Source organism: Priestia aryabhattai B8W22 (assembly GCF_000956595.1).
GTDB classification, from domain to species: domain Bacteria; phylum Bacillota; class Bacilli; order Bacillales; family Bacillaceae_H; genus Priestia; species Priestia aryabhattai.
This window is the reverse complement of record NZ_JYOO01000045.1, coordinates 1-21,005: the sequence shown is the minus strand read 5'-3', so window position 1 is coordinate 21,005 and position 21,005 is coordinate 1. Positions and strand designations below refer to the sequence as shown.

Here is a 21,005-nt window from a genome sequence, read left to right as displayed (position 1 = left end):
GTCTTCTTCTTTTTCACCAATAAGGAGAGAGTAACATGCGTTTATTACATACAGCGGATTGGCATTTGGGGCGAACGCTAGAAGGACGAAGCCGACTGGCTGAGCAAGCACAGTTTTTAGATGAACTGGCAGACATTGTGGAAGAGGAAAAGGTAGATGCTATTCTCATGGCGGGAGATGCCTTTGATACGGTTAACCCTCCAGCAGCGGCAGAACAGCTTTTTTACGAAAGTATGTCTAGGTTGAGCAACAATGGAAAACGTCCGATTATTGTTATTGCAGGTAATCATGATAACCCGGATCGGCTGTCGGCGGCTTCTCCATTAGCTGTTCACCAAAATATTAGGCTTCTTGGTTTGCCTACTACCGATGTAGAAAGCATTCACATTCCTACATCAGATGAAATATTAAAGGTTGCGGCTCTTCCTTACCCATCTGAATCAAGGTTAAAGGAGCTGTTAGCAGAAGAAAATGATGAGCTGGCTCTTCGAAATTCATATGATGCCAGAGTAAAAGGTATTTTCGATAAAATGAGCGAGCAGTTCACAACGGATACCGTTAATATTGCCATGAGTCATATTTACGTAGCAGGCGGAAGTTCAACGGACTCAGAACGTCCCATTGAAGTAGGAGGAGCTTATACAGTGGCGGCAACTAGTTTACCTGCTAATGCTCAATATGTAGCTCTAGGACATTTGCATCGCCCGCAAATGATCAATCGCGCCCACACCCTTGCCAGATATTCTGGTTCACCTCTTGCTTACAGCTTTTCAGAATCAGGATACGCAAAGTCCGTGAGCATTTTAGATGCTAAGCCAGGAAAAGAGGTTGAAATGACTGAAATTCCATTATCTAGCGGAAAGCCTTTGACGCGTTGGAAAGCGAAAAACGGATTGACAGAAGTATACACATGGCTTGATGAGCAAAAAGATGCGCAGGCATGGGTCGATTTAGAAGTTCACGTAGAAGATGCACTTTCTCTAGAAGAAATCCATCGACTTCGTAAGCTTCATCCAGGCTTTATTCATATTCGTCCGGTATTCAAAGCAGAAGAACTAGCAAATGAAACACGTTCACAGCGCGAAGTGCCAATCGAAGAACTGTTTACAAAGTTCTACAGCAGGCAAACCGGCGGAGGGGCACCTGATACTGAATTAGTCAAACTGTTTTTAACCTTAATTAACGACGAAGAAATATCGGGAAAGGAGGATGAAAAATGAAACCTATTAACTTGACCGTTTCGGGACTTCACAGTTTTAGAGAAAAACAAACTGTCGACTTTGAAGCGCTGTGTTCAGGCGGTGTGTTCGGAATATTTGGTCCTACAGGAAGCGGGAAATCCTCCATTTTGGATGCCATTACACTAGCTTTATACGGAAAAGTAGAGCGTGCAGCCAATAATACACAAGGAATTTTAAATCACGGGGAAAATGAACTGAAAGTATCGTTTACGTTCGAGCTGGAAAACGCGAGTCATAAAAAACGCTATACTGTTGAACGAAGCTTTAAACGGACGGATGAGCTGCGTGTGAAATCAGCTTCCAGTCGATTGATTGAAATCGAAGATGAAACGTATGTATTAGCGGATAAAACAAATGATGTAAACCAGCAGGTACAGGAACTTCTTGGTTTAACAATTGATGATTTTACAAGAGCTGTTGTATTACCACAAGGAAAATTTGCAGAGTTTTTATCGTTAAAAGGGACGGAACGCCGTCAAATGCTTCAGCGTCTTTTTAATCTCGAGCAGTACGGAGATCAGCTTAGTAAGAAAATACGCTATCAAGTTCAGCAGCTAAAAACAGACCTAGATAAAATCACGGCAGAACAAGCGGGATTAGGTGAAGCTTCAACAGAGAAAGTAACGGAAGCTGAGCAGCTTGTAAGTGATAGCATTGTACTTTTGGAAAAACGAGAAAAAGAAGCTGCTGATTTGCAAGAGCGATACGATCAGCAGGCGTCTCTTTGGAAAGCGCAGCAGGAAAAAGCACAGCTAGAAGAAAAGCTAGCACATGCTTCTAGACAGGAAGAGGAGATTACACAAAAGAAAGATTTGCTGATGAAAGCCCAGCAGGCTGAGCGTCTTTTTCCTTATTTAGAAACCTTTGAACAAGCTGAAAAACAGCAGAAGCTTTATGAAGATAAAGTAGAAAATTTAAAAGCACAAATTGTTCAAAAAAGTGAGGAATATAAGCGTTCGAATAGCTTATATGAGCAGGCTCGCTTGTATAAAAATGAACAGCAGCCCAAATTAGTTGTTCAAAAAGAACAGCTCCAACAGGCTTCTGATCTTCAAAAACAAATTAAAGATGGACAGCAAGAAGTAAAAGAAGCGGAAGTCTCTCTTCAGCAAAAGCAGCAGGCACTTCAAACGAAAAATGATGAATTAATGGAAGCGGATAAGCGGTATCAGCAAGGTCTGAACCTTCAAAAAGAGTTGAAAGAAGCATTAACAAAAGTGGAGATTCAACCTGATTATCGGCAGGCTGTTCAGCAAGCATTCTACCGGTATCAAGTATGGAATAATGATAAAAAAAATCTAGATGAAGGCCAAAAAACGTATAAAGAAAAAGCGGAACAGCTTCAGCATTTGCATACACAAAAACAAACACACCAAGAGAGATATCAGCAAACAATAGAACGAAGTAAAGAGTTATTTTCAGATATTCAAGGCTTGTATCACACTGTATGTGAGCGGGAAAAAGAGTTTCAGCAGCTTTTTCAACAGGCGGATCATTTAATGAGTGATCTAAAAAGACGCAAAGAAAAAGAATGGTCACATCGTCTGGCTCATCAATTAGCTGAACAGCTGACTAAAGGAGAGCCTTGTCCAGTTTGTGGCTCTGAGCATCATCCTAACCCCGTGTTAAACCAAGAAGAAGAAAATGGTACAGTAGAATCAGCGGATCAGTTCGAAGATCAAGTCAATCACTTGCGAGAACAGCGATTTAGCTATTCATCGCTTAAAATGCAGCTTGAACAGCTAGCTAAACCTCTTGTTGAAAAGATACCTGATTTAGCTGGGTTTATGAACGAAGCTGGCGAAGTTCCTGCTTTAGGAGAAATGGGTATAGATGCCTTTGGCCAGTATGCTAAGAAAATAGAAGTTGAAATCAAATCTCTTGAGCAGGATTATTTGCAGGTAAGTGAAAAGCAGCAATCAATTCTTGGGCAGGTACAGAAAGTCCAGCAAAGTCTTGAAAAGATTGAATTAGAGCTTGCTCATTATCAAAAAGAACAAGCTGAATTAGAAAGAAAAGTCAATCAGCAAAAACAAGCGCTACAAGCAGGAAAAGAAGCTTTTCAACAAGACTATCCTTCCTTTGTATTTGAAGAGATGGAGAAAATTAACGAAAAGCTGACTGAAAGAGAAAAAGAAGAGCAGACAATAAAGGCTCGAATTGAAAAAAGCAGCGTATTTTTTGAAAATCAGCAAAAGAAAATCGAACGTCTAAAAGAAGAAAAATATGCGGGCGAAAAAGAATTTACCGAATTAAAAGCAATGCTGTCTCATAAACAATCTCTTGTTCACTCACAAATTGAACGCTTGCGTACGCTTACAGATCAAGAAGATATTGAACAGGCGCTGCAAAAAACAGTTTTTTTACTTGCGGAGTTAGAGACGAATGAACAACAGGCGTATCAACATTGGCAGACTGTTCAAAAAGCGTATCAAACGCTGCAAATGGATGAAAAAGCAGCGAGCGAATCCCTAGAGACAGCTCATATCCAGTATAAAAAAGCAGCTGAAAAATGGAAAGAAGCGATAGGGAATTCTTTATTCAGTGAAGGAAAAGAAGTTCAGCAAGCTCTGTTATCACATGATGAGATGAAATTGTTGGATGAAACTGTTCAGGCTTATTGGGACAACATAAAACAGATGAAGTTATCAATTGAACAGTTAAATATCCAGCTGAATCACCAGTCCATAGAAGAGCAGCAATTTGAAGAAACTCAGCAGCTGCTTCATGATATAAAAGCAGCTGTGAAAGAAGCCGTTCAGCTCAAGGGAGCAGCTGAGCAAACGTTAAAAAGCGTCAAAGAACGACATGAGCGATTTTTGGTGCTTGAACAAGACCGTGAAGAAAAACAAGCTTTATTTGAACAGTATCAGAAGCTTCAAACAGTATTTAAAGGAAATGCTTTTGTGGAATATATTGCTGAAGAGCAGCTGATGTCCGTTAGCCGAGATGCTTCGGAGCGTCTGGGTATATTAACACGCCAGCGCTATGCGATTGAAGTTGATTCACAAGGCGGCTTTATCATGAGAGATGATGCAAATGGAGGCGTAAAACGTCCGGTTTCAACTTTATCAGGAGGCGAAACATTTTTAACTTCCCTCGCTCTGGCCCTTTCATTATCTGCACAAATACAGCTAAGAGGAGAATATCCACTGCAGTTTTTCTTTTTAGATGAAGGATTTGGAACGCTTGATGGCGAGCTTCTTGATACCGTGGTTACGGCGCTTGAAAAACTTCAGTCCAATAATTTATCAATTGGAGTCATCAGTCACGTGCAAGAACTTCGGGCTCGGCTGCCAAAACGTTTGATTGTGGAGCCATCCGAGCCTTCTGGCAAAGGAACTAGTGTAAGAGTAGAAACTTTATAGGGAAGGAAATCTATATGAAGAAAAAAGACAGGCGAATAGGAACATGCGAATTATGCGGAAGGCAGGATGTCTTGACGACCGTACATCATTTAACGCCAAAGGAAATGGGCGGAGCGTTTGAACCGACGGCAAACTTATGTATTCCGTGTCATAAACAAATTCATGCGTTATACACAAATGATGAATTAGCCATTCGTCTTAATACGATTTCTTTATTACAAGCTGATTCTAAAATTAGCTCTTTTATTAAATGGATTCGTAAACAGCCTTCTTCTAAATTACCTAAAACCAAAAAATCAAACAGCCGAAAATCCAAGTGAATAAAAAACCCCTTATCCGCTTTAATAGCAAAGATAAGGGGTTTTTTTAAGCGTTTGCTGCTATATTTTGATCAAATAAATCTGGATCTAACGTATTTGTTCCTGAAATGCCGTTATTGGTATTAACAAAGTTCCCTGTATTTAAAGAACCGGAGCCTGAGGCTGTTTTAGCAGCGCTTTTTGGAGAAACATAGAACGTATCTCCAAACGTTACGACACCGCCTCCGACGCTCATGATACTAACGGGTCCAATTATTGCTGGCATGAAGTTCACACCCTTTTTTTCGTGATATTAATTTAATATATGAGCAGCTTCTTAAAAGGTTCAATCATCGCTGCGAGCTTGTGAAGTAGGGCTGTTTGATGTTCCTGTTTCAGCTTCCTTTGAAGGTTCATCGTTGATCAGTTCACGAATATGCTTAATGCGAGCTTCTGCATAAACATTGCACGTTGAGCCCACATGAATAACTGACGAGAATGAACATCCTTTTATATCAATTCTGTTAACGCGTATCAAAGGTATTTCATTCCATATTTGAACGGGAATAGGTTCGTAATCGCCATGGGGAATAGGCTCACTAAAGATAGCATAATCATCAAAATTTCCTTCTCTGCCGTAGAAAAACGGGTATTGTCTCCGATCAGCTAAAGCTTTATTGAGTAGGTGAATTTCTGTTGAATCTCCAATTTGGCAAAAAGAGCTCGCCGACAAGGAATTAATTTCTATATAATTAACAGAAGATGTGCGTGAAAGCATACATACGCTCCTTTATGATAACGATAGTGGAACATAAGGGCCGATAATCAAAGATTCCGCTGGCGTATCAAATGTTGAGGATAGAGAGATGTAATTTGCATCACCAATTAAAAAAAGAGAGGAAGAAGATACACCTGTAATATTAATGTCTCCAACAAGCAATTCACGGTTTACAACGTTAAAGTTCATGAAGGGGGTCCACCTTTCTTTAAAGATTCAGGTAAATACGTTAAAAATGCGTCAATTCCTTTTTTCATATCTTCGTAAAGTTTACCGATAATTTGCGGTTTAATTTGTTCAAAATTTCGTTCCATTTCTTCCGGCTGAACTTGCTGTATATAAAAAGTAATCCGCTGCTGCAGCTGCTTTTTAATATCCTCTAAAATAAACTCGTAGTACGATTCATCAATCATCATCGAGCGCTCATCAAGCACATGTTGAACCATAGAAAACCCATGTTGATTAAGTTCACCTAAAATCGTTTCGTGAATATCAGAGACCCACTGCTTTTCCGGGTGGCGATCCAATGGCTTTAAGCTGGGATTTTGCGGTCCAGGACCTCCGGGTTGTCCCGGCTGCTCACCTTGAGGCGGCTGCCCTTGGGGCTGAGCTCCTTGCGGAAATGTTACTTCTGGTTTCTCATTAATAATGATATCTTCTAAATTATCGGGTGTAAGAGGATTCAATCCAATATTTAATGTTCCATCTAAAGAATCAATTTTTAACTGTTCAAATTTATATTCAATTTTATCAATTTTAATAGGTGGCTGTTCACCTAATTCTTTTATTTTTTGCTGAAGTTCTTGTACGTTTTTTTCAAGCTGAGCAATGCGTCCTTCTTGCTGCTGAATATACGAAGACATTTGCTGAACATACTGATGAACTTGCTGAATATAGTTCATGTTATCCACCTTCAATCACCTCGATTCCCTTATCTTCCGATAAAGAAAATAGTTATATATATACATATGGCGATGAAGGTTGTAACATGTCAGTCGTTGTCTCGAGCTGGGGGAGTTAAAGACTGGGAAAAAGGAGCTGGGGCAGTTCCTGCGCCGGTTCCTGGGGTAAATGTAGAAGGAGAAACAGATCCAAGAATGCCTTTTTTTGTTTCAGTAGGTGCAGCACCTGTAAATCCTCCTGTATTAAAGAGATTTGAGTTTGGCTTAATGACACCGACGCTTCCAATTTGAAGTACCGAAGAGTTACTGACAGCACTGATTTTCATACTTTGAATACAGATACTTTGATTCACATAAAAGTTCATAAGCATCCTCCTGTATGAGCTTCATTTCTATTAGAGATTTCCAGCGACATTTTGATCATTTACGTCATTGTCCGACGTATTCGTTGAGCTCTGCTGATTCACAACATATAATCCGTCGCCTGTATTAAACGAACCTGCGCCAGCAAATGTTTTAGCAGTAGAAATAGGGGCTATTGTATAAACATCTCCAATATGAAAGACGCTGGCTGAACCAACACTGTTAAGATTAACAACACCAACAATGGCAGGCATAGGCAAACACCCTTTTAATTTAGTCTAGTAACAGCATATGAAGCCTAGACAAAAAGGTGATTAATGCTTTTTCCTTATCTATATGCAAAGAGTAAGTAAAACATTAAAGAGAGGAATGGAAATAGTAAACATTGAAGAAAAATTTTTATGTTCGATATAATGTGAAAGCAATAATGAAATCATGTAAGGTGTGAAAGAATGAAACGATTCAAAATGAACGCGACTGATAAAGAACAGCGTATTGAAGCAGCGGATGTATTAAAAGGAATCGCGCTTATTGGTATTTTGCTGATGAACATGCCGGATTTTTATTCGCCTGCTTCCTATTACGACAATAATTTGTTTGATGGTTCAAGAATGAATACTGTTGCTAATGGATTAGTTGATATAATAGTAGGGCAGACAGGGTACGCGCTGCTCGCTATTTTGTTTGGATTTGGTTTTATGAAAATGTTTCAGCGTACATACGAAAGGCAAGTAAGCTTTACTCCTTTTTATGTACGAAGAATGACGGCTTTGCTTCTCGTTGGAGCTATTCATGCTGTATTTATTTGGCATGGTGATATGATTATGATATACAGCTTCTTTGCTTTGATTATGCTATTTTTTCAAGAAGCAAAGAAAGAAGTGTTATTAGCGTGGGGAACCGGAATATTTAGTATTTATGCTTTGATTATGATTGTTATTTTAACAGTAGCGGCTTTTGCTAATGAAGGAGATACAGCAGCGGGAATTCACCAGCCTATTATTGACCAAGCGCTTCAAGTATATGGACACGGAAGTTTTGCGTCGATTTTTCATCAGCGTTTGCTGGATTGGTACTACGCGTATAATTTAAATACGGTTCCTTTTCTGTTTTTATCGCTATTTCCACTATTTTTATTAGGCGGTTTTATGGCGAAAAGCGAGTGGTTCGAAGAAACAGAAGAATATATAGTGGAGACAAAGTGGCTTTGTCTTATTTCATTTATCGCGTATACAGCATCATCCGTACTGCCGTATGCTTTAGATCACAATGTAGCTACATCCTATATCCACGATGCAATCGGAGGAACGGCAGGAGCTATTTTTATTGTAACGTTGGTCACATTAGCTATGCGAAGTGTATCTATTCAAAAAATCATGCAGCCATTTGCTCTTTTGGGGAGAATGATTTTAACTAACTATATTGTCCAGTCCATTGTATGTACATTCCTTTTTTACTCATATGGGTTAGGGTACTACGGACATATTTCCATTGTAGAAGGGTTGGCTATTGCGGGGATTATCATTTTTATTCAACTGCTGGGAAGCTGGATATGGATGAGCCTATTCTCAGATGGACCGCTTGAAAAACTCATTCGGTATGCTACTTATGGACGCAGCCGCTAAAAATCCTTTTCTTTCCTTATATTATTGGTGAAGGAAAGGTTTTCATGATATGATATTTTCAGAAAGGACGTGAGATGAATGGCTCCACTACATATTCATGTAACGCTTTGGACATTATTGATTATCTCGTTTGTGGTTTCGTTGATTTTACATCGAGCAGGTAAAGCTAAAGGTCAGAAAATTCTACATATGGTAGCGAGACTTCTATACTTATTAGTATTAGTATCAGGTCTGCACATGTTAGCAGCTTGGTACCATTTTCAAGGTGCAGCGCTCATTAAAGGGATTGCCGGAGTGCTAGTGCTTGTGGGAATGGAAATGGTACTTGTTCGTACTGAAAAAGGAAAGCGTACAGGCGTTGCTTGGGCAGTTCTTGCAATTGCGCTTATCTTAGTATTCTATTACGGATATGTCGTACTAGGATAAGAGGATTTTAGTTGAAAGAAAAACCGAAGTATTAATCAGAGTTATTGATTAATACTTCGGTTTTTCTTGTTGTCATCGTGAAGGCAGGTTTCATGTGTGTAGGTGCTTCTAGCTGTTGATTGGAATCTTCGCCTTGCACGGAAACCAATAGCGGTGTAAAAGTAATCCATACGAACTCATATATCCAATTTGTTCGTTTTTAGATTGGGTTGATGAAGTTATGTCTCACACTCTTTTCTGTTGCTTTAATCTAAAAAAAGATTCATTGAGCGTTCTCCATCGTTAACGGTATATTCAAATCGGTCTAGGTACTGGGTGCCTCGTTCGAATAAATGCTGAACGGCACAAATTTTTTCCTCATTGTCATAAATGATAAAATTAGCACCTTTTGTATCACCGTCTGTCGGTAAAAAACATAATGTGTTGTGACAGTAAATACAATCATAAAGAGAGAATTTTAATGAATTTAAGTGCTGAGTGAATGATAAAAAGGTCTCTTTCGGTAGTGATTGAAGAAGCTGTTCGTATGCATAAGGTAGCTTTTTAGTCAGTCGTAGCTTATCCCCATTTCGCAATAAATACGTTCCATCGTGAAGCTTTATTTGACGGTCATCAACCATAATGGCTTTTTCCCAGCGTGTATCAATAAGAAGTTCTAATGTATCATCCATTACTTCATGGAGCATGGAAGCTTCGTCACTTTCATCTTCAAAGAAAATCCACTGTGAATCAACACATTCAACCGTACCAATCACGAAGGAACGCGGCTGATTGTTCATAGCTTGTTGTTTAGAATAATGATTCATAATCAAACCTCCGTGTGATATTTATCCATATTTTTTTATTGCCTAAAAAAGCTCTCTTTATAACTTGAAAGTAAAAATAAAATATAAGGACAATTCAACTGTAACTATTGCGTGCATACAATGGCATTATTTCATTCATAAACAAGAGCGTGAAAGAAAGGATGATAAACGATGTGTGGTATAACGGGTTGGGTCGACTTAAAGCGATCGCTTTTAAATGAAACAGCAACAATAACAAAAATGGCTGACACTTTATCGAAAAGAGGTCCTGATGACACCAACGTATGGACACAGCAGCACGTTGCTTTTGGGCACAAACGCTTAGTTGTAGTAGATCCTCAAGGCGGAAGACAGCCGATGACACGAGAAAAAAATGAACAGCTCTACACGCTTTGCTATAATGGAGAGCTTTACAACACGGAAGATATTCGGAAAGAATTACTAAAAAGAGGTTATCAATTTCAAGGACATTCAGATACGGAAGTACTTCTAACATCTTATATAGAATGGAAAGAATCATGCGTAGATCATTTTAACGGTATCTTTGCTTTTTCGATCTGGGATGAAGCCAATGAAAAGTTATTTATAGCACGCGACAGAATGGGAGTAAAGCCCTTATTCTATCGATCTTATGAAGGTGGAATTCAATTTGCATCAGAATTAAAGGCGATATTAGCTCATCCTGAGGTAAAAGCGGAAGTAGGATTAGATGGATTAGCAGAAGTGTTTGGCTTAGGACCTTCTCGTTCTCCGGGCCACGGCGTATTTAAAGAAATAAATGAATTGCGCCCGGCTCACGCGCTCACGCTTACGCGTAACGGATTGAAGATTTGGCGATACTGGAACGTAAAAAGTGAGCAGCATACAGATGATTTAGCTGAAACGACAGAAAAAGTTAAATTTTTAGTGCAAGACGCGATTATAAGACAGCTAGTGTCGGATGTCCCGGTTTGTACATTTTTATCAGGTGGAGTGGACTCAAGCGCCATTACAGCAATTGCTGCAAATGCGTTCAAAGAAAGTGGAAAAGGCTCTCTTCATACGTATTCTATCGATTATGAAGACAATGATAAATTTTTTAAAGCAAATGAGTTTCAGCCAAATTCTGATGGAACTTATATCAAGCTCATGTCGGATACGTTTCAAACAAATCATCACCGCTGCATTATTTCAACGGAGGACCTTGTGCAGCATTTAACAGAGGCTGTAGAGGTGAGAGACCTTCCTGGAATGGCTGATGTAGATTCATCGCTGCTTTGGTTTTGCCGTGAAATCAAACAAGATTTTGTCGTGAGCTTATCAGGAGAATGTGCAGATGAAATTTTTGGAGGATATCCGTGGTTTCACCGAAAGCATGATTTGTCTTCGGATACCTTCCCGTGGATGCGTTCATTAGATGCTCGAATTGATTTGCTGCAAAGCTCATGGAGAAAGAAATTACAGTTAGAAGACTATGTGCGTGCAAGATATGAAGAAACATTAAAGGAAGTGCCTGAACTAGAAGGTGAATCGTTAGAAGATGCGCAGCGGAGAAAGCTGTTTTATTTAAATCAGGTTTGGTTTATGACAACTTTATTAGATCGTAAAGATCGTATGAGCATGGGCGCGAGCTTAGAAGTACGCGTACCTTTTGCAGATCATCGCCTTGTGGAATATGCATGGAATATTCCGTGGGAGATGAAAATGACGGGCAATAAAGAGAAGGGGATTTTACGCAAAGCGCTTGAAGGAATTTTGCCTCATGACGTTCTTTATCGCAAGAAAAGCCCTTACCCTAAAACGCATAACCCAGCTTATACGAAAGCTGTAACTGTATGGCTTCAATCTCTTTTACAAGATAAACAGTCACCTCTTCACGAATTTTTTGATAAGCAGCAGTTAAAGCATATTATTGATACAGGCGGAGAAGGATTTAAAGCGCCGTGGTTTGGTCAATTAATGACAGGTCCTCAGCTGCTAGCTCATCTAGCTCAAATTCACGTCTGGTTTACTCACAATAATATTCAAATTGTTGAATGACAGGACCCTCTCAGTACGGAGGGTTTTTTTTATGAAATAAGTCATCTATTTCTCTTTTTTATACGTTTAAGTAGAGAAGAAGACCGCAGTCTATTTTTGTATAACTTTACATAGATATAAAATAAAAGCTTGAAAGCACCGAATACAGGGAAAGTGTACTGAAACCCTGGAAAAATGGTACAAACGTCATATTTTCATGGTTTAGTTATTGGTAATTTTATGATTCGAATAAAGACAAGCAGTTTATCGTTGTGTTTAATAATAAAGATTTGTATAATGTTTGTATAACTATTGTATAAGATTAGGAGTGTATGTATGCAAAAAAACGTAATCGTGATTGGAGCAGGTCCAGGAGGACTAGCGGCAGCAATGCTGTTAGCAAGTCATGGCTATAAAGTAGATGTATATGAAAAGCAAGGATACGTGGGCGGGCGAAATTCAGCGATTAAAATGTCAGGTTATACGTTTGATATGGGTCCTACATTTTTGAGCATGCCACAGATTTTTGAAGAATTATTTCAAGCTGCTAATCGCAATGCGCATGACTATATGGACTTAAAACGTCTAAATCTCATGTATGAGCTTATCTTTGATGATGCGCAGATTCAGATGACGGATAACCATAAAAAGATGAAAGAAGAAATCGAACGTTTATACCCAGGAAACGGAGAAGGCTATGAGCGCTTTATGAAAGACACCGAAGCAAAGATGGCGGCTTTGCTACCTTTATTGCAGGGCCAGATGGATCGTTTTCATCACTATTTAAAGCCTGAAGCAATTCGAGCACTGCCGCATTTATCCTTAGGTAAAACGCTCTATGATGTACTTGGCAAGTATTTCACTGATGAGAAATTGAAATTAGCTTTTACTTTTCAATCGAAGTACTTGGGAATGTCCCCTTGGGAATGTCCAGGAGCCTTTTCTATTTTATCGTTTATGGAACATGCTTACGGTATCTTCCATCCGATAGGAGGAGTAAATCAGCTATCTCAAGCAATGGCAAAAGTAGTGGAAGAACATCAAGGACACATCCACTTAAACCAAGGTGTTCAAAAACTATGGATTGAAAAGAAGAGAGTAAAAGGAATTATTCTAGAAAATGGAGAGCGAATAGGAGCAGACGACGTCATTATCAATGGAGATTTTGCTCATGCGATGACGAATTTAATAGATGAAGGTACGCTTAAAAAATATGCAGTTAAAAAACTTGAAAAGAAAAAATACTCTTGTTCCACTTTTATGATTTATCTAGGCATAGACAAACAGTACAAAGATCTGCCTCATCACACGATTGTGTTCGCTGAAGATTATAAAAAAAATGTAGAAGAGATCACAAAAACGTTAGCTCTTTCAGAAGACCCTTCCATCTACATTCAAAACCCAAGTGTAACAGACCCAACTTTAGCACCAGAAGGAAAGTCTGCTCTTTATATTTTAGCGCCGGTTCCAAATAATTTCAGCGGTGTAAACTGGGAGGAAAAACAAAAAGCTTTTCGAGATGCAGTATTAAAAATTGTAGAAAAGAAAACGGGTTTCAAAGATTTAGAGAGTCATATTGAAGTTGAAAAAATCATTTCACCAAAGCAGTGGGAAGAAGACGTGCTTGTCTATAAAGGAGCGACATTTAACCTTGGACATCAGCTCACTCAAATGATGGTGCTGCGTCCGCATAATAAATTTGAAGAATTAGAAAATTGCTGGCTAGTTGGAGGAGGAACTCATCCAGGGAGCGGTCTACCAACTATTCTGGAATCATCTCGCATTACGACAAAGCTCATCTTAAAAAGAGACGGACAATTACTGAATGAGCCGTTTAAAACCATGAAGGAAATGGAGAGTGCATTATGAGAACAGCAATTGTTGGAGGCGGCATAGGGGGGTTAATTACCGCTTTGTTATTAAGTAAACGAGGTTTTTCTGTTGATATTTTCGAAAAGGAAAATAAGCTGGGCGGCCGGTTGGCGTTTGTAGAAAAAGACGGTTATAAAATTGATGAAGGTCCCACGATTGTCTTGCTACCTTTAATGCTTGAACGTATTTTAGATGAAGCGGGCATTTCTGCTTCTCAATATGAACTAATACGCTGTGATCCACTTTATGATCTTCATTTTCCAGACGGTACGACCTATACAAAAAAAGCGACTGAAAAAGATCAGTTAGAGGAGATTAGCCGTTTGTTTCCAGGCGAAGAGCAAAACTACCGGCGTTTTATGACTGAATTAAAAAAGCGATTTGAATTAGGAAGTAAGGCATTTTTGGAAAAAACATTTGTAAATAAACGAGATTTTTGGACATGGCAAAACATTAAGGCATTAAAAAAAATGAATGCAAATAAATCAATGAGAAAATTTGTTTCAACGTATTTCCAGGATGAACGTCTAGTAGACGCCTACTCACTGCAATCTCTCTATATTGGAGGAAATCCTTATTCGGCACCAGCTATTTATTCCCTTGTTCCTTACAGTGAGCATGCTCATGGCATCTATTACGTAAAAGGGGGATACGCAAGTCTTGTGCCACTTCTTGAAAAGGCGCTTATAGAGCAAGGTGTAAGCATTCATTTGAATAAGGTAGTTCAAGAGCTTTCCATATCAGGAGACAAGACAGAAGGGGTTATTGTTGACGAAAAACTTCACCTATTTGATCAAGTAGTTTTAAATGGCGACTTTCCTAATATGGCGAAAATTGCTCAAAAAAAAGAAAAGAAGTATGTGCCTTCGTCCAGCTGTCTGCTCCTTTACCTTGGTTTGAAGAGAAAATATGATCATCACAATGTGCATCAATACTTTATGGGCAATGATTTGGCTAAACATATGGAAGCAGTGTTTAAGCATAAAACGATTCCTGAAGATCCCGCTATTTATACATTTAATCCCTCTGTTATTGATCCATCGCTAGCTCCTGAAGGGAAAAGTGTGCTGTATGCACTTGTACCGGTTCCATCAGGTGGCCACATTGATTGGAGCAATCAGCAAGATTTTGTTGATGAAATCATTCTGACTTTGGAAGAAAAAGGGTTTGAAGAGCTGCGTAAAGAAATAGAGTGGGTAAAAGTACGCACGCCAAATGATGCTCAAGCATTTGGACTTTTCGAAGGTGGAAGCTTTGGTATTGCTCCTGAGCTGTTCCAGTCAGGCGTATTCAGACCCCAGTACCAGCCGTACGAATATAAAAATGTTTTTGCGGTCGGAGCATCTATTCATCCAGGCGGAGGCGTGCCAATTGTTATGCAAGGAGCAAAAATGTTGGCTGATCATCTTATTGAACAATCGTCTATTCAAACGGTTGCAAAGCTTTCTTAAGATCTTGTGAAGCCATAAGGAAATGATGGTTTATCCTTTAATAGAGAAAGGGGTCCTATATGATGAACATTTCGTTAGACAAAGCGTACAATCAGTGTGAAGAAATTATTAAAGAAAACTCAAAAACGTTTTACAAAGCTTTTTCCATGCTGCCGTCAAAACAAAAAAAGGCAGTATGGGCGGTATATGCATTTTGCCGTCAAGTTGATGACATTGTAGATGAAGGAAGCAACCCTGAAATAGAGCTGCAGCAATTCGAAGGAGAATTTGCCCGGTTTAAAAATGGAGAACTATTAAACGAAAGCGCCATGTGGGTAGCTCTGCGAAATGTATTTGAACAATATGAAATGAATGTTCAAGCATTTGATGATATGATTACCGGCCAGCGGATGGATTTAGCAAAAAAAGAATATGAGACGCTTGATGAAGTGAAAACATACTCCTATCACGTAGCGAGTACGGTAGGGTTAATGCTTTTACCGATTTTAGCTCCAACTACTCATAAAGAATTAGAAGAAGAAGCAGTCGCGTTGGGCATTGCGATGCAGCTGACTAACATTTTAAGAGACGTGGGGGAAGACTTAGAGCGAGGGCGCATTTATTTACCGAAAGACCTTATGGATTCTTACGGATATACGCGCACGCTGTTAGAGAACCGGTGGGTCACTTCTGAATTTATAGAAATGTGGGAGCACCTGGCCAAAGAAGCAGAAATGTATTATATAAAAGGGCTTCAGTCAATTCATCAATATCCCGTTGCTTCTCGTTTGCCTCTTACAGGAGCGGCGCATTTATACCGAGCGATTCTTGATAAAATTCGAAAAGAACATTATGAAGTATTTACAGAAAAGCATTTTGTCACAAGTCAAGTGAAAAAACAAATTATGACATCTATTTCTACGGGGTAACGCAAAGGAATTACTTTTCCTTTGCGTTACTTTTTTTGGAAAGATATGAAAGCGCTAACTGTTATGTAAATAAGAAAAAAGTCTCATTTTTATCGCGTATTAACTTGAATATTCAGAAAATTACCTATATGATAATATACATAACATTAAATGTTAATAAAACTAACACGAAAGAGGGGTTACAATGAAAAAAGTAGAAGCCATCATTCGTCCAGAAAAATTTCAAGCACTGCGCGTAAAATTAGAGGAAGTAGGAATAAACGGATTAACGGTCTCAGAAGTGGCAGGCTGCGGTCAGCAAAAAGGAGAGCAGGGACTGTTCAGGGGACAAAGTTTTGAAATCAAACTAGTACCTAAAGTCAAGGTAGAAATGATTTTAGAAGCAGAACAAGTTGATGAAGTCATTAAGATCATTCAATCAATTTGTTCTACGAACCAAATAGGCGACGGAAAGGTTTTTGTATATCCGGTAGAGGATGCTGTACGAATTAGAACAGGAGAAGCAGGTGTAGAGGCTATTTTATAAAAAGAGAGTGTTATTTTAATAGAGGGGGAGTTAAGCGTTGAAAAAGAAAATTAGTGCGGTTTTGTTTATTAGTTTGTTGGCGGCAACACGCGTTAATGCGGCTGATCCAACTGTCGAATCAGTTAGTGCATCAATTGACATGATGTGGGTAATGTTTGGGGCGGTACTTGTATTTTTAATGCACGCAGGGTTTGCGATGGTTGAAACAGGCTTCACTCGTTCGAAAAATTCGCTTAATATCTTAATGAAAAATATGCTAACGGTAGCTGTATCTTCCGTATTGTATTTTGTGATCGGTTTTGCCCTTATGTTTGGTAATTCAAAAGGAGGATTTATCGGTTCAAGCGGTTTCTTTTTAAATGGACAAAGCGATCAAATGAGCTTTTTTGTCTTCCAAATTGTTTTCGCAGCAACGTGTGCTACGATTATTTCAGGAGCGGTAGCGGAACGTATGAAACTATCCAGCTATATGATGCTCACAATTGCTATGGTAGCTGTGATTTATCCAGTTGTAGGTCACTGGGTATGGGGAGGGGGATGGTTGTCCAAACTAGGCTTCGTAGATTTTGCAGGGTCGACGGTTGTTCATTTGACTGGAGCTCTTGGTGCGGCTGTAGCAGTTACTTTTCTAGGAGCACGTCTTGGAAAGTATGGAAGCGATGGAAAAGTCAATGCTATTCAAGGGCATAACATTCCACTTGGCGCATTAGGTGTATTTATCCTCTGGTTTGGCTGGTTTGGATTTAATGGAGGAAGTACATTAGCAGCCGATCCTGCTCTTGTCCCAGGAATCATTGCAACGACATTAATGTCTGGGTCATGCGGAGTCCTGTCTTCTGCTTTATACACAAAGTTTCGCTACAAACGTATTGATGCTAGCTTAACATTAAACGGTGCCTTAGCTGGGCTTGTAGGGATTACAGCTGGAACAGCAAACGTATCGATTCCAGGCGCGATCGTCATTGGGCTGATTGCAGGAATTATTCTAGTAGAAGCTGTGCATTTTATCGATAGCAAAATGAAGTTAGATGATCCAGTTGGTGCTATTACTGTTCATGGAATTTGCGGTATTTGGGGGACGTTAGCAGTGGGGCTGTTTGATACAGCTAATGGTTTATTTTATGGCGGCGGCGTACAGCTATTAGGTATTCAAGCTCTTGGAATTATAGCTGTGATGGGCTGGACAATTGGAACGGTTGGGCTGTTCTTGTTTGTCCTCACGCGTTTTTCTTCTATTCGAGTATCAAGCGAAGAAGAAATTGCTGGTTTAGACTTTGCTGAACACGGTTCATCCGCATATGAATTTCGTGAAAGTTTTGTAGCGACAGGAGACGGTAATCTTCATCCTGAATTTGGTGTTGGACTGATTGATCGATTAAATAAAGTGGGTAAAGTATCGGATAAACCTCATATATCGAACGTAAATGAGACGGTATAGCAGTATATAGATGGAAAAAAGTGATTAAAAGTAAAAACTTTTAATCACTTTTTTTGTTTTTATCAACTTATTTAACAATAATGTAAGCGTTAACGTTATAATGGAAACAAAAGTGAGTTTGAAACAGTTCGTCTATAGGAGGGGAATAGATGAAATGGAAAAGGACAAGTATGCTACTTATACTATTATTACTTTTTGGAAGCAGCGCCTCGGCACAAGGTCATAAAGATATACGTGATGAGGTGATATACTCGTTGATGATTAACCGTTTTTATAACGGAAGTGAACAGAATGATCGAAATGTGAACTATGAACGCTCAGATGCCTATTATGGAGGCGATTTACAGGGAGTAGCACAAAAGTTAGACTATATTCAAGAGATGGGATTTACCGCTGTTTTATTAACTCCTTTTATGGAAAATGATGAGACAGGCTATCATGGATATGCGGTGACCAACCATTATAAAATAGACGATCATTTTGGAACGTTAAAAGACTTACAAAATCTTGTGAAGAAAGCACATGAGCGCAATATGAAAATTATGGTCGAATTTCCTTTGACAATCAGTAACAATCATACCTGGGTAGCAGATAAAGGAAAACAAACATGGATAAGTAATGAATCCGTTACAGATAATGAAGTAATTAAAGCATTGCCGCACTTTAATCTAAAAGAAAGCGTTGTGCAGAAATACCTTATTAAAAATGCTGCTTGGTGGAGCAAACAAGCAGATATTGACGGATATTACGTTAAAGATATCGATCAAGCTCCTTCTGCATTTATTTCATCCTTTTCTCAAACGTTAAAAAGCATGGATCCTTCCTTTCTATTAATAGGAGAAATAAGCGGGCATTCATTAAAAAAAAGTGAGCAGGCTGATTTATTAGGAATGGATTTGCTTGTAGATAGAACGCTAGCTGAAGCCACTGCTGCTACGTTTAGCGGTACTAATCGTCCGCAGAAAATGTTGTATGACAAGTGGAAAAAAGGAAGTAATTTGCCTTTAACAAATTTTTTAGATGATGTTCATAGCACACGTTTTACAGCAAAAGCATTAAAAAGTGAAAACCATCCTGGAGCCCGAACAAAGCAAGGGCTTTCCTACCTTTATACTTCGCCTAGTGTACCAATCGTTTTTTATGGAACAGAAATTGCGCTGAATGGGGGAAAGGGAGCAGAAAATTATGGCATGATGAATTTTTTAGCTAATCCCGATATTATAGATCATTTAAAAAAATTGGCTGAACTTAGAGCAAAATCGCCTTCTCTTCGAAAGGGAAGCTTTACCCTTGTGTCTGAGCAAAAAGGTGTGGCTGTATACAAGAGAAGGTATAAGGACGAAACGACGTTTGTTGTGATCAATAATACAAAGGAAACGTCGGCCATTAATGTCCCGCTTAAAAAAGTTGGAAAAGAAAATGAATTAAGAGGGTTAATAACGGAAGGAATTATACGACCAGTTGACGATGTATACAACATTTCATTGGAGCCTGAGACTACAAATGTATATAAAGTAGTGAAAAATTCAGGGGTTAATATTGGATATATCGCAGCGGTTGCCGCTGTTTATACGGGATTCGGCATCTTTTTGTACAAAGCATCGTCAAAAAGAAGAAAAGAAAAGAAAATTTCTCAATCTCATAAAAAGGACAGCGCGTCGTAGTTGTCAAACTATATTGGATAAGTAGTAATGAAGAAAACATAATTAAGAGGTGGAATTATGGGTGTAACAATAAAAGATGTGGCAAATTTAGCAAATGTAGCCCCTTCGACGGTATCTCGCGTCATTGCAGACAGCTCAAGAATTAGTGAAAAAACAAAACAGCGCGTGCGATCGGCTATGAAAGAACTTGGTTATCACCCAAATATTATTGCGCGAAGTCTAGCAAATCAAACGACAGAGGCAGTCGGCCTAGTGATGCCGAGCTCAGCAGACAAGGTGTTTCAAAATCCATTCTTCCCAGAAGTGCTAAGAGGAATCAGCACCGGGGCTCACGAAAACAAAAGAGCGATTTATATGTCCACTGGAGAAACGGAAGAAGAGATTTTTGCAGAAGTTGTTCAAATGGTACAGGGAAGACGAGTGGATGGATTAATTTTGCTGTACTCCAAAGTTGATGATCAAGTACTTTCTTATTTACAAGAACAGAGCGTGCCGTTTGTAGTTATTGGAAAGCCGTTTAAGCATAGTGAAAGCATTACGTTTGTTGATAATGATAATTTTAAAGCTGGAAAAGAAGCGACGGAATATTTAATTGAATCTGGTCATGAGCGTATTGCGTTTATTGGTGGAAGTCTTGAATTAGTCGTTACCATTGACCGTTTAACAGGCTATGATAAAGCGATTCAAAAAGCAAACATTCCTTACCGGGACGAGTATGTGATTCATGAAGAATTTCTACAGAAAGGAGGAAAAGAAGCTGTTTGCGAACTTTTATCTCTAAAAGAACGTCCAACGGCCCTAGTAGTAGCAGATGACCTAATGGCATTAGGTGTTTTAAATACATTGGATGAAATGGGAATTTCGGTTCCAGAAGACATCTCTATTGTCAGTTTTAATAATGTCTTAATCGCTGAAATGGCTAGACCAGCTCTTACATCAATTGATATTAATATTTTTGAACTTGGTTATCAGGCTGTAAGCTGCTTGATTAAGCAGATTGAAACGCCATATGCTGTTGCAGAACAAGTGCGCGTTCCTCACAAAATGATTAAAAGACAGTCCTGTAAAACTATTCAAATGACGCAAAGATAACTTAATACAAAAATAGACAGAGGCTGAGACAAAAGTAATATAGTTGAAGGAAGATCCGAACGAGTTTGATTCTTGATGGAGAATTAAACTCGTTCGGATTTTTTCGTTAGTAGGATGAACGTAGGTTTCATGTATGTAGCTGCTTCTTAGCTGTTGATTGGAGGGCAAGGCTCATCGGCCGCTCGCGAAAAGCGAAGCCTTGCATGGAAATCAACAGCGGTGAAACAAGTCATCCATACTAGATTATG

The 21,005-nt window shown here is 39.0% G+C and carries 20 protein-coding genes; 13 read left to right on the top strand and 7 right to left on the bottom strand.

The annotated features are described in order from the left end of the window. Positions 1 to 35 precede the first annotated feature (35 nt). From N178_RS23495 to N178_RS23485, 3 genes are read left to right on the top strand one after another with little or no spacing between them, the layout of a single operon-like run. Positions 36 to 1,220: an exonuclease SbcCD subunit D gene (locus tag N178_RS23495; protein WP_045295280.1), complete on the top strand. Its 1,185-nt coding sequence runs from the start codon at positions 36 to 38 to the stop codon at positions 1,218 to 1,220. After that, the gene (locus tag N178_RS23490; RefSeq protein ID WP_045295279.1) at positions 1,217 to 4,609 is read left to right on the top strand and encodes an SbcC/MukB-like Walker B domain-containing protein; all 3,393 of its coding nucleotides are present in this window, start codon (positions 1,217 to 1,219) and stop codon (positions 4,607 to 4,609) included. Before N178_RS23495 ends, N178_RS23490 begins: the two co-directional genes overlap by 4 nt. Before the next feature lie 14 nt (positions 4,610 to 4,623). Then, positions 4,624 to 4,929: an HNH endonuclease gene (locus N178_RS23485; RefSeq protein ID WP_013081707.1), complete on the top strand. Its 306-nt coding sequence runs from the start codon at positions 4,624 to 4,626 to the stop codon at positions 4,927 to 4,929. Positions 4,930 to 4,975: 46 nt separating this feature from the next. On the opposite strand, the gene N178_RS23480 is transcribed toward N178_RS23485, so the two are convergent. From N178_RS23480 to N178_RS23455, 6 genes are all read right to left on the bottom strand, one after another. After that, complete coding sequence (locus N178_RS23480; RefSeq protein WP_025749935.1) at positions 4,976 to 5,194, bottom strand: spore germination protein; 219 nt, start codon at positions 5,192 to 5,194, stop codon at positions 4,976 to 4,978. 60 nt (positions 5,195 to 5,254) lie between these two features. After that, positions 5,255 to 5,686, bottom strand: a complete 432-nt coding sequence (locus tag N178_RS23475) for a spore germination protein GerPE (RefSeq protein ID WP_045295278.1) — start codon at positions 5,684 to 5,686, stop codon at positions 5,255 to 5,257. 12 nt (positions 5,687 to 5,698) lie between these two features. Continuing rightward, the gene (locus N178_RS23470; RefSeq protein WP_045295277.1) at positions 5,699 to 5,875 is read right to left on the bottom strand and encodes a hypothetical protein; all 177 of its coding nucleotides are present in this window, start codon (positions 5,873 to 5,875) and stop codon (positions 5,699 to 5,701) included. Next, complete coding sequence (gerPC, locus tag N178_RS23465; protein ID WP_045295276.1) at positions 5,872 to 6,588, bottom strand: spore germination protein GerPC; 717 nt, start codon at positions 6,586 to 6,588, stop codon at positions 5,872 to 5,874. The genes N178_RS23470 and gerPC overlap by 4 nt, the downstream gene beginning before the upstream one ends. Positions 6,589 to 6,677: 89 nt before the next feature. Continuing rightward, the gene (locus N178_RS23460) at positions 6,678 to 6,953 is read right to left on the bottom strand and encodes a spore germination protein GerPB (RefSeq protein ID WP_029324687.1); all 276 of its coding nucleotides are present in this window, start codon (positions 6,951 to 6,953) and stop codon (positions 6,678 to 6,680) included. A gap of 30 nt (positions 6,954 to 6,983) precedes the next feature. Further along, positions 6,984 to 7,205, bottom strand: coding sequence for a spore germination protein (locus N178_RS23455; RefSeq protein WP_013055358.1), 222 nt, complete (start codon positions 7,203 to 7,205; stop codon positions 6,984 to 6,986). 198 nt (positions 7,206 to 7,403) lie between these two features. Here N178_RS23455 and N178_RS23450 point away from each other — a divergent pair, with 198 nt between their 5' ends. Both N178_RS23450 and N178_RS23445 read left to right on the top strand, forming a co-directional pair. Then, positions 7,404 to 8,576, top strand: a complete 1,173-nt coding sequence (locus N178_RS23450) for a DUF418 domain-containing protein (RefSeq protein WP_045295274.1) — start codon at positions 7,404 to 7,406, stop codon at positions 8,574 to 8,576. Between the two features lie 78 nt (positions 8,577 to 8,654). Continuing rightward, a complete protein-coding gene (locus N178_RS23445; protein ID WP_014461635.1) occupies positions 8,655 to 9,002 on the top strand; it encodes a DUF1516 family protein in 348 nt (115 codons plus the stop codon). A 245-nt stretch (positions 9,003 to 9,247) separates the two neighbouring features. Here the strand turns inward: N178_RS23445 and N178_RS23440 are convergent, their stop codons facing one another. Then, positions 9,248 to 9,808 (bottom strand): DUF2777 domain-containing protein, encoded by a 561-nt coding sequence (locus N178_RS23440; protein ID WP_045295272.1) that lies wholly within the window; start codon positions 9,806 to 9,808, stop codon positions 9,248 to 9,250. A 171-nt stretch (positions 9,809 to 9,979) separates the two neighbouring features. Between N178_RS23440 and asnB the strand changes: the two genes are divergently transcribed. The 8 genes from asnB (at position 9,980) to N178_RS23400 (ending at position 20,757) form a co-directional block, all read left to right on the top strand. After that, a complete protein-coding gene (gene asnB / locus N178_RS23435) occupies positions 9,980 to 11,827 on the top strand; it encodes an asparagine synthase (glutamine-hydrolyzing) (protein WP_045295271.1) in 1,848 nt (615 codons plus the stop codon). 315 nt (positions 11,828 to 12,142) lie between these two features. Continuing rightward, positions 12,143 to 13,675, top strand: coding sequence for a phytoene desaturase family protein (locus N178_RS23430; RefSeq protein WP_045295270.1), 1,533 nt, complete (start codon positions 12,143 to 12,145; stop codon positions 13,673 to 13,675). Then, positions 13,672 to 15,129 carry a phytoene desaturase family protein gene (locus N178_RS23425; protein WP_045295269.1) on the top strand — a complete coding sequence of 486 codons (1,458 nt, stop codon included), beginning with the start codon at positions 13,672 to 13,674 and terminating at the stop codon, positions 15,127 to 15,129. The genes N178_RS23430 and N178_RS23425 overlap by 4 nt, the downstream gene beginning before the upstream one ends. Positions 15,130 to 15,188: 59 nt before the next feature. Then, complete coding sequence (locus N178_RS23420; protein WP_045295267.1) at positions 15,189 to 16,037, top strand: phytoene/squalene synthase family protein; 849 nt, start codon at positions 15,189 to 15,191, stop codon at positions 16,035 to 16,037. A 184-nt stretch (positions 16,038 to 16,221) separates the two neighbouring features. Further along, on the top strand, positions 16,222 to 16,563 hold the full coding sequence (locus N178_RS23415) for a P-II family nitrogen regulator (protein ID WP_028412404.1): 342 nt from the start codon (positions 16,222 to 16,224) through the stop codon (positions 16,561 to 16,563). Positions 16,564 to 16,600: 37 nt separating this feature from the next. Beyond that, positions 16,601 to 18,001 carry an ammonium transporter gene (locus N178_RS23410; protein ID WP_045295264.1) on the top strand — a complete coding sequence of 467 codons (1,401 nt, stop codon included), beginning with the start codon at positions 16,601 to 16,603 and terminating at the stop codon, positions 17,999 to 18,001. A 149-nt stretch (positions 18,002 to 18,150) separates the two neighbouring features. Next, a complete protein-coding gene (locus N178_RS23405; protein ID WP_045295263.1) occupies positions 18,151 to 19,665 on the top strand; it encodes an alpha-amylase family glycosyl hydrolase in 1,515 nt (504 codons plus the stop codon). 57 nt (positions 19,666 to 19,722) lie between these two features. Beyond that, on the top strand, positions 19,723 to 20,757 hold the full coding sequence (locus N178_RS23400; protein WP_045295261.1) for a LacI family DNA-binding transcriptional regulator: 1,035 nt from the start codon (positions 19,723 to 19,725) through the stop codon (positions 20,755 to 20,757). Positions 20,758 to 21,005: the final 248 nt, after the last annotated feature.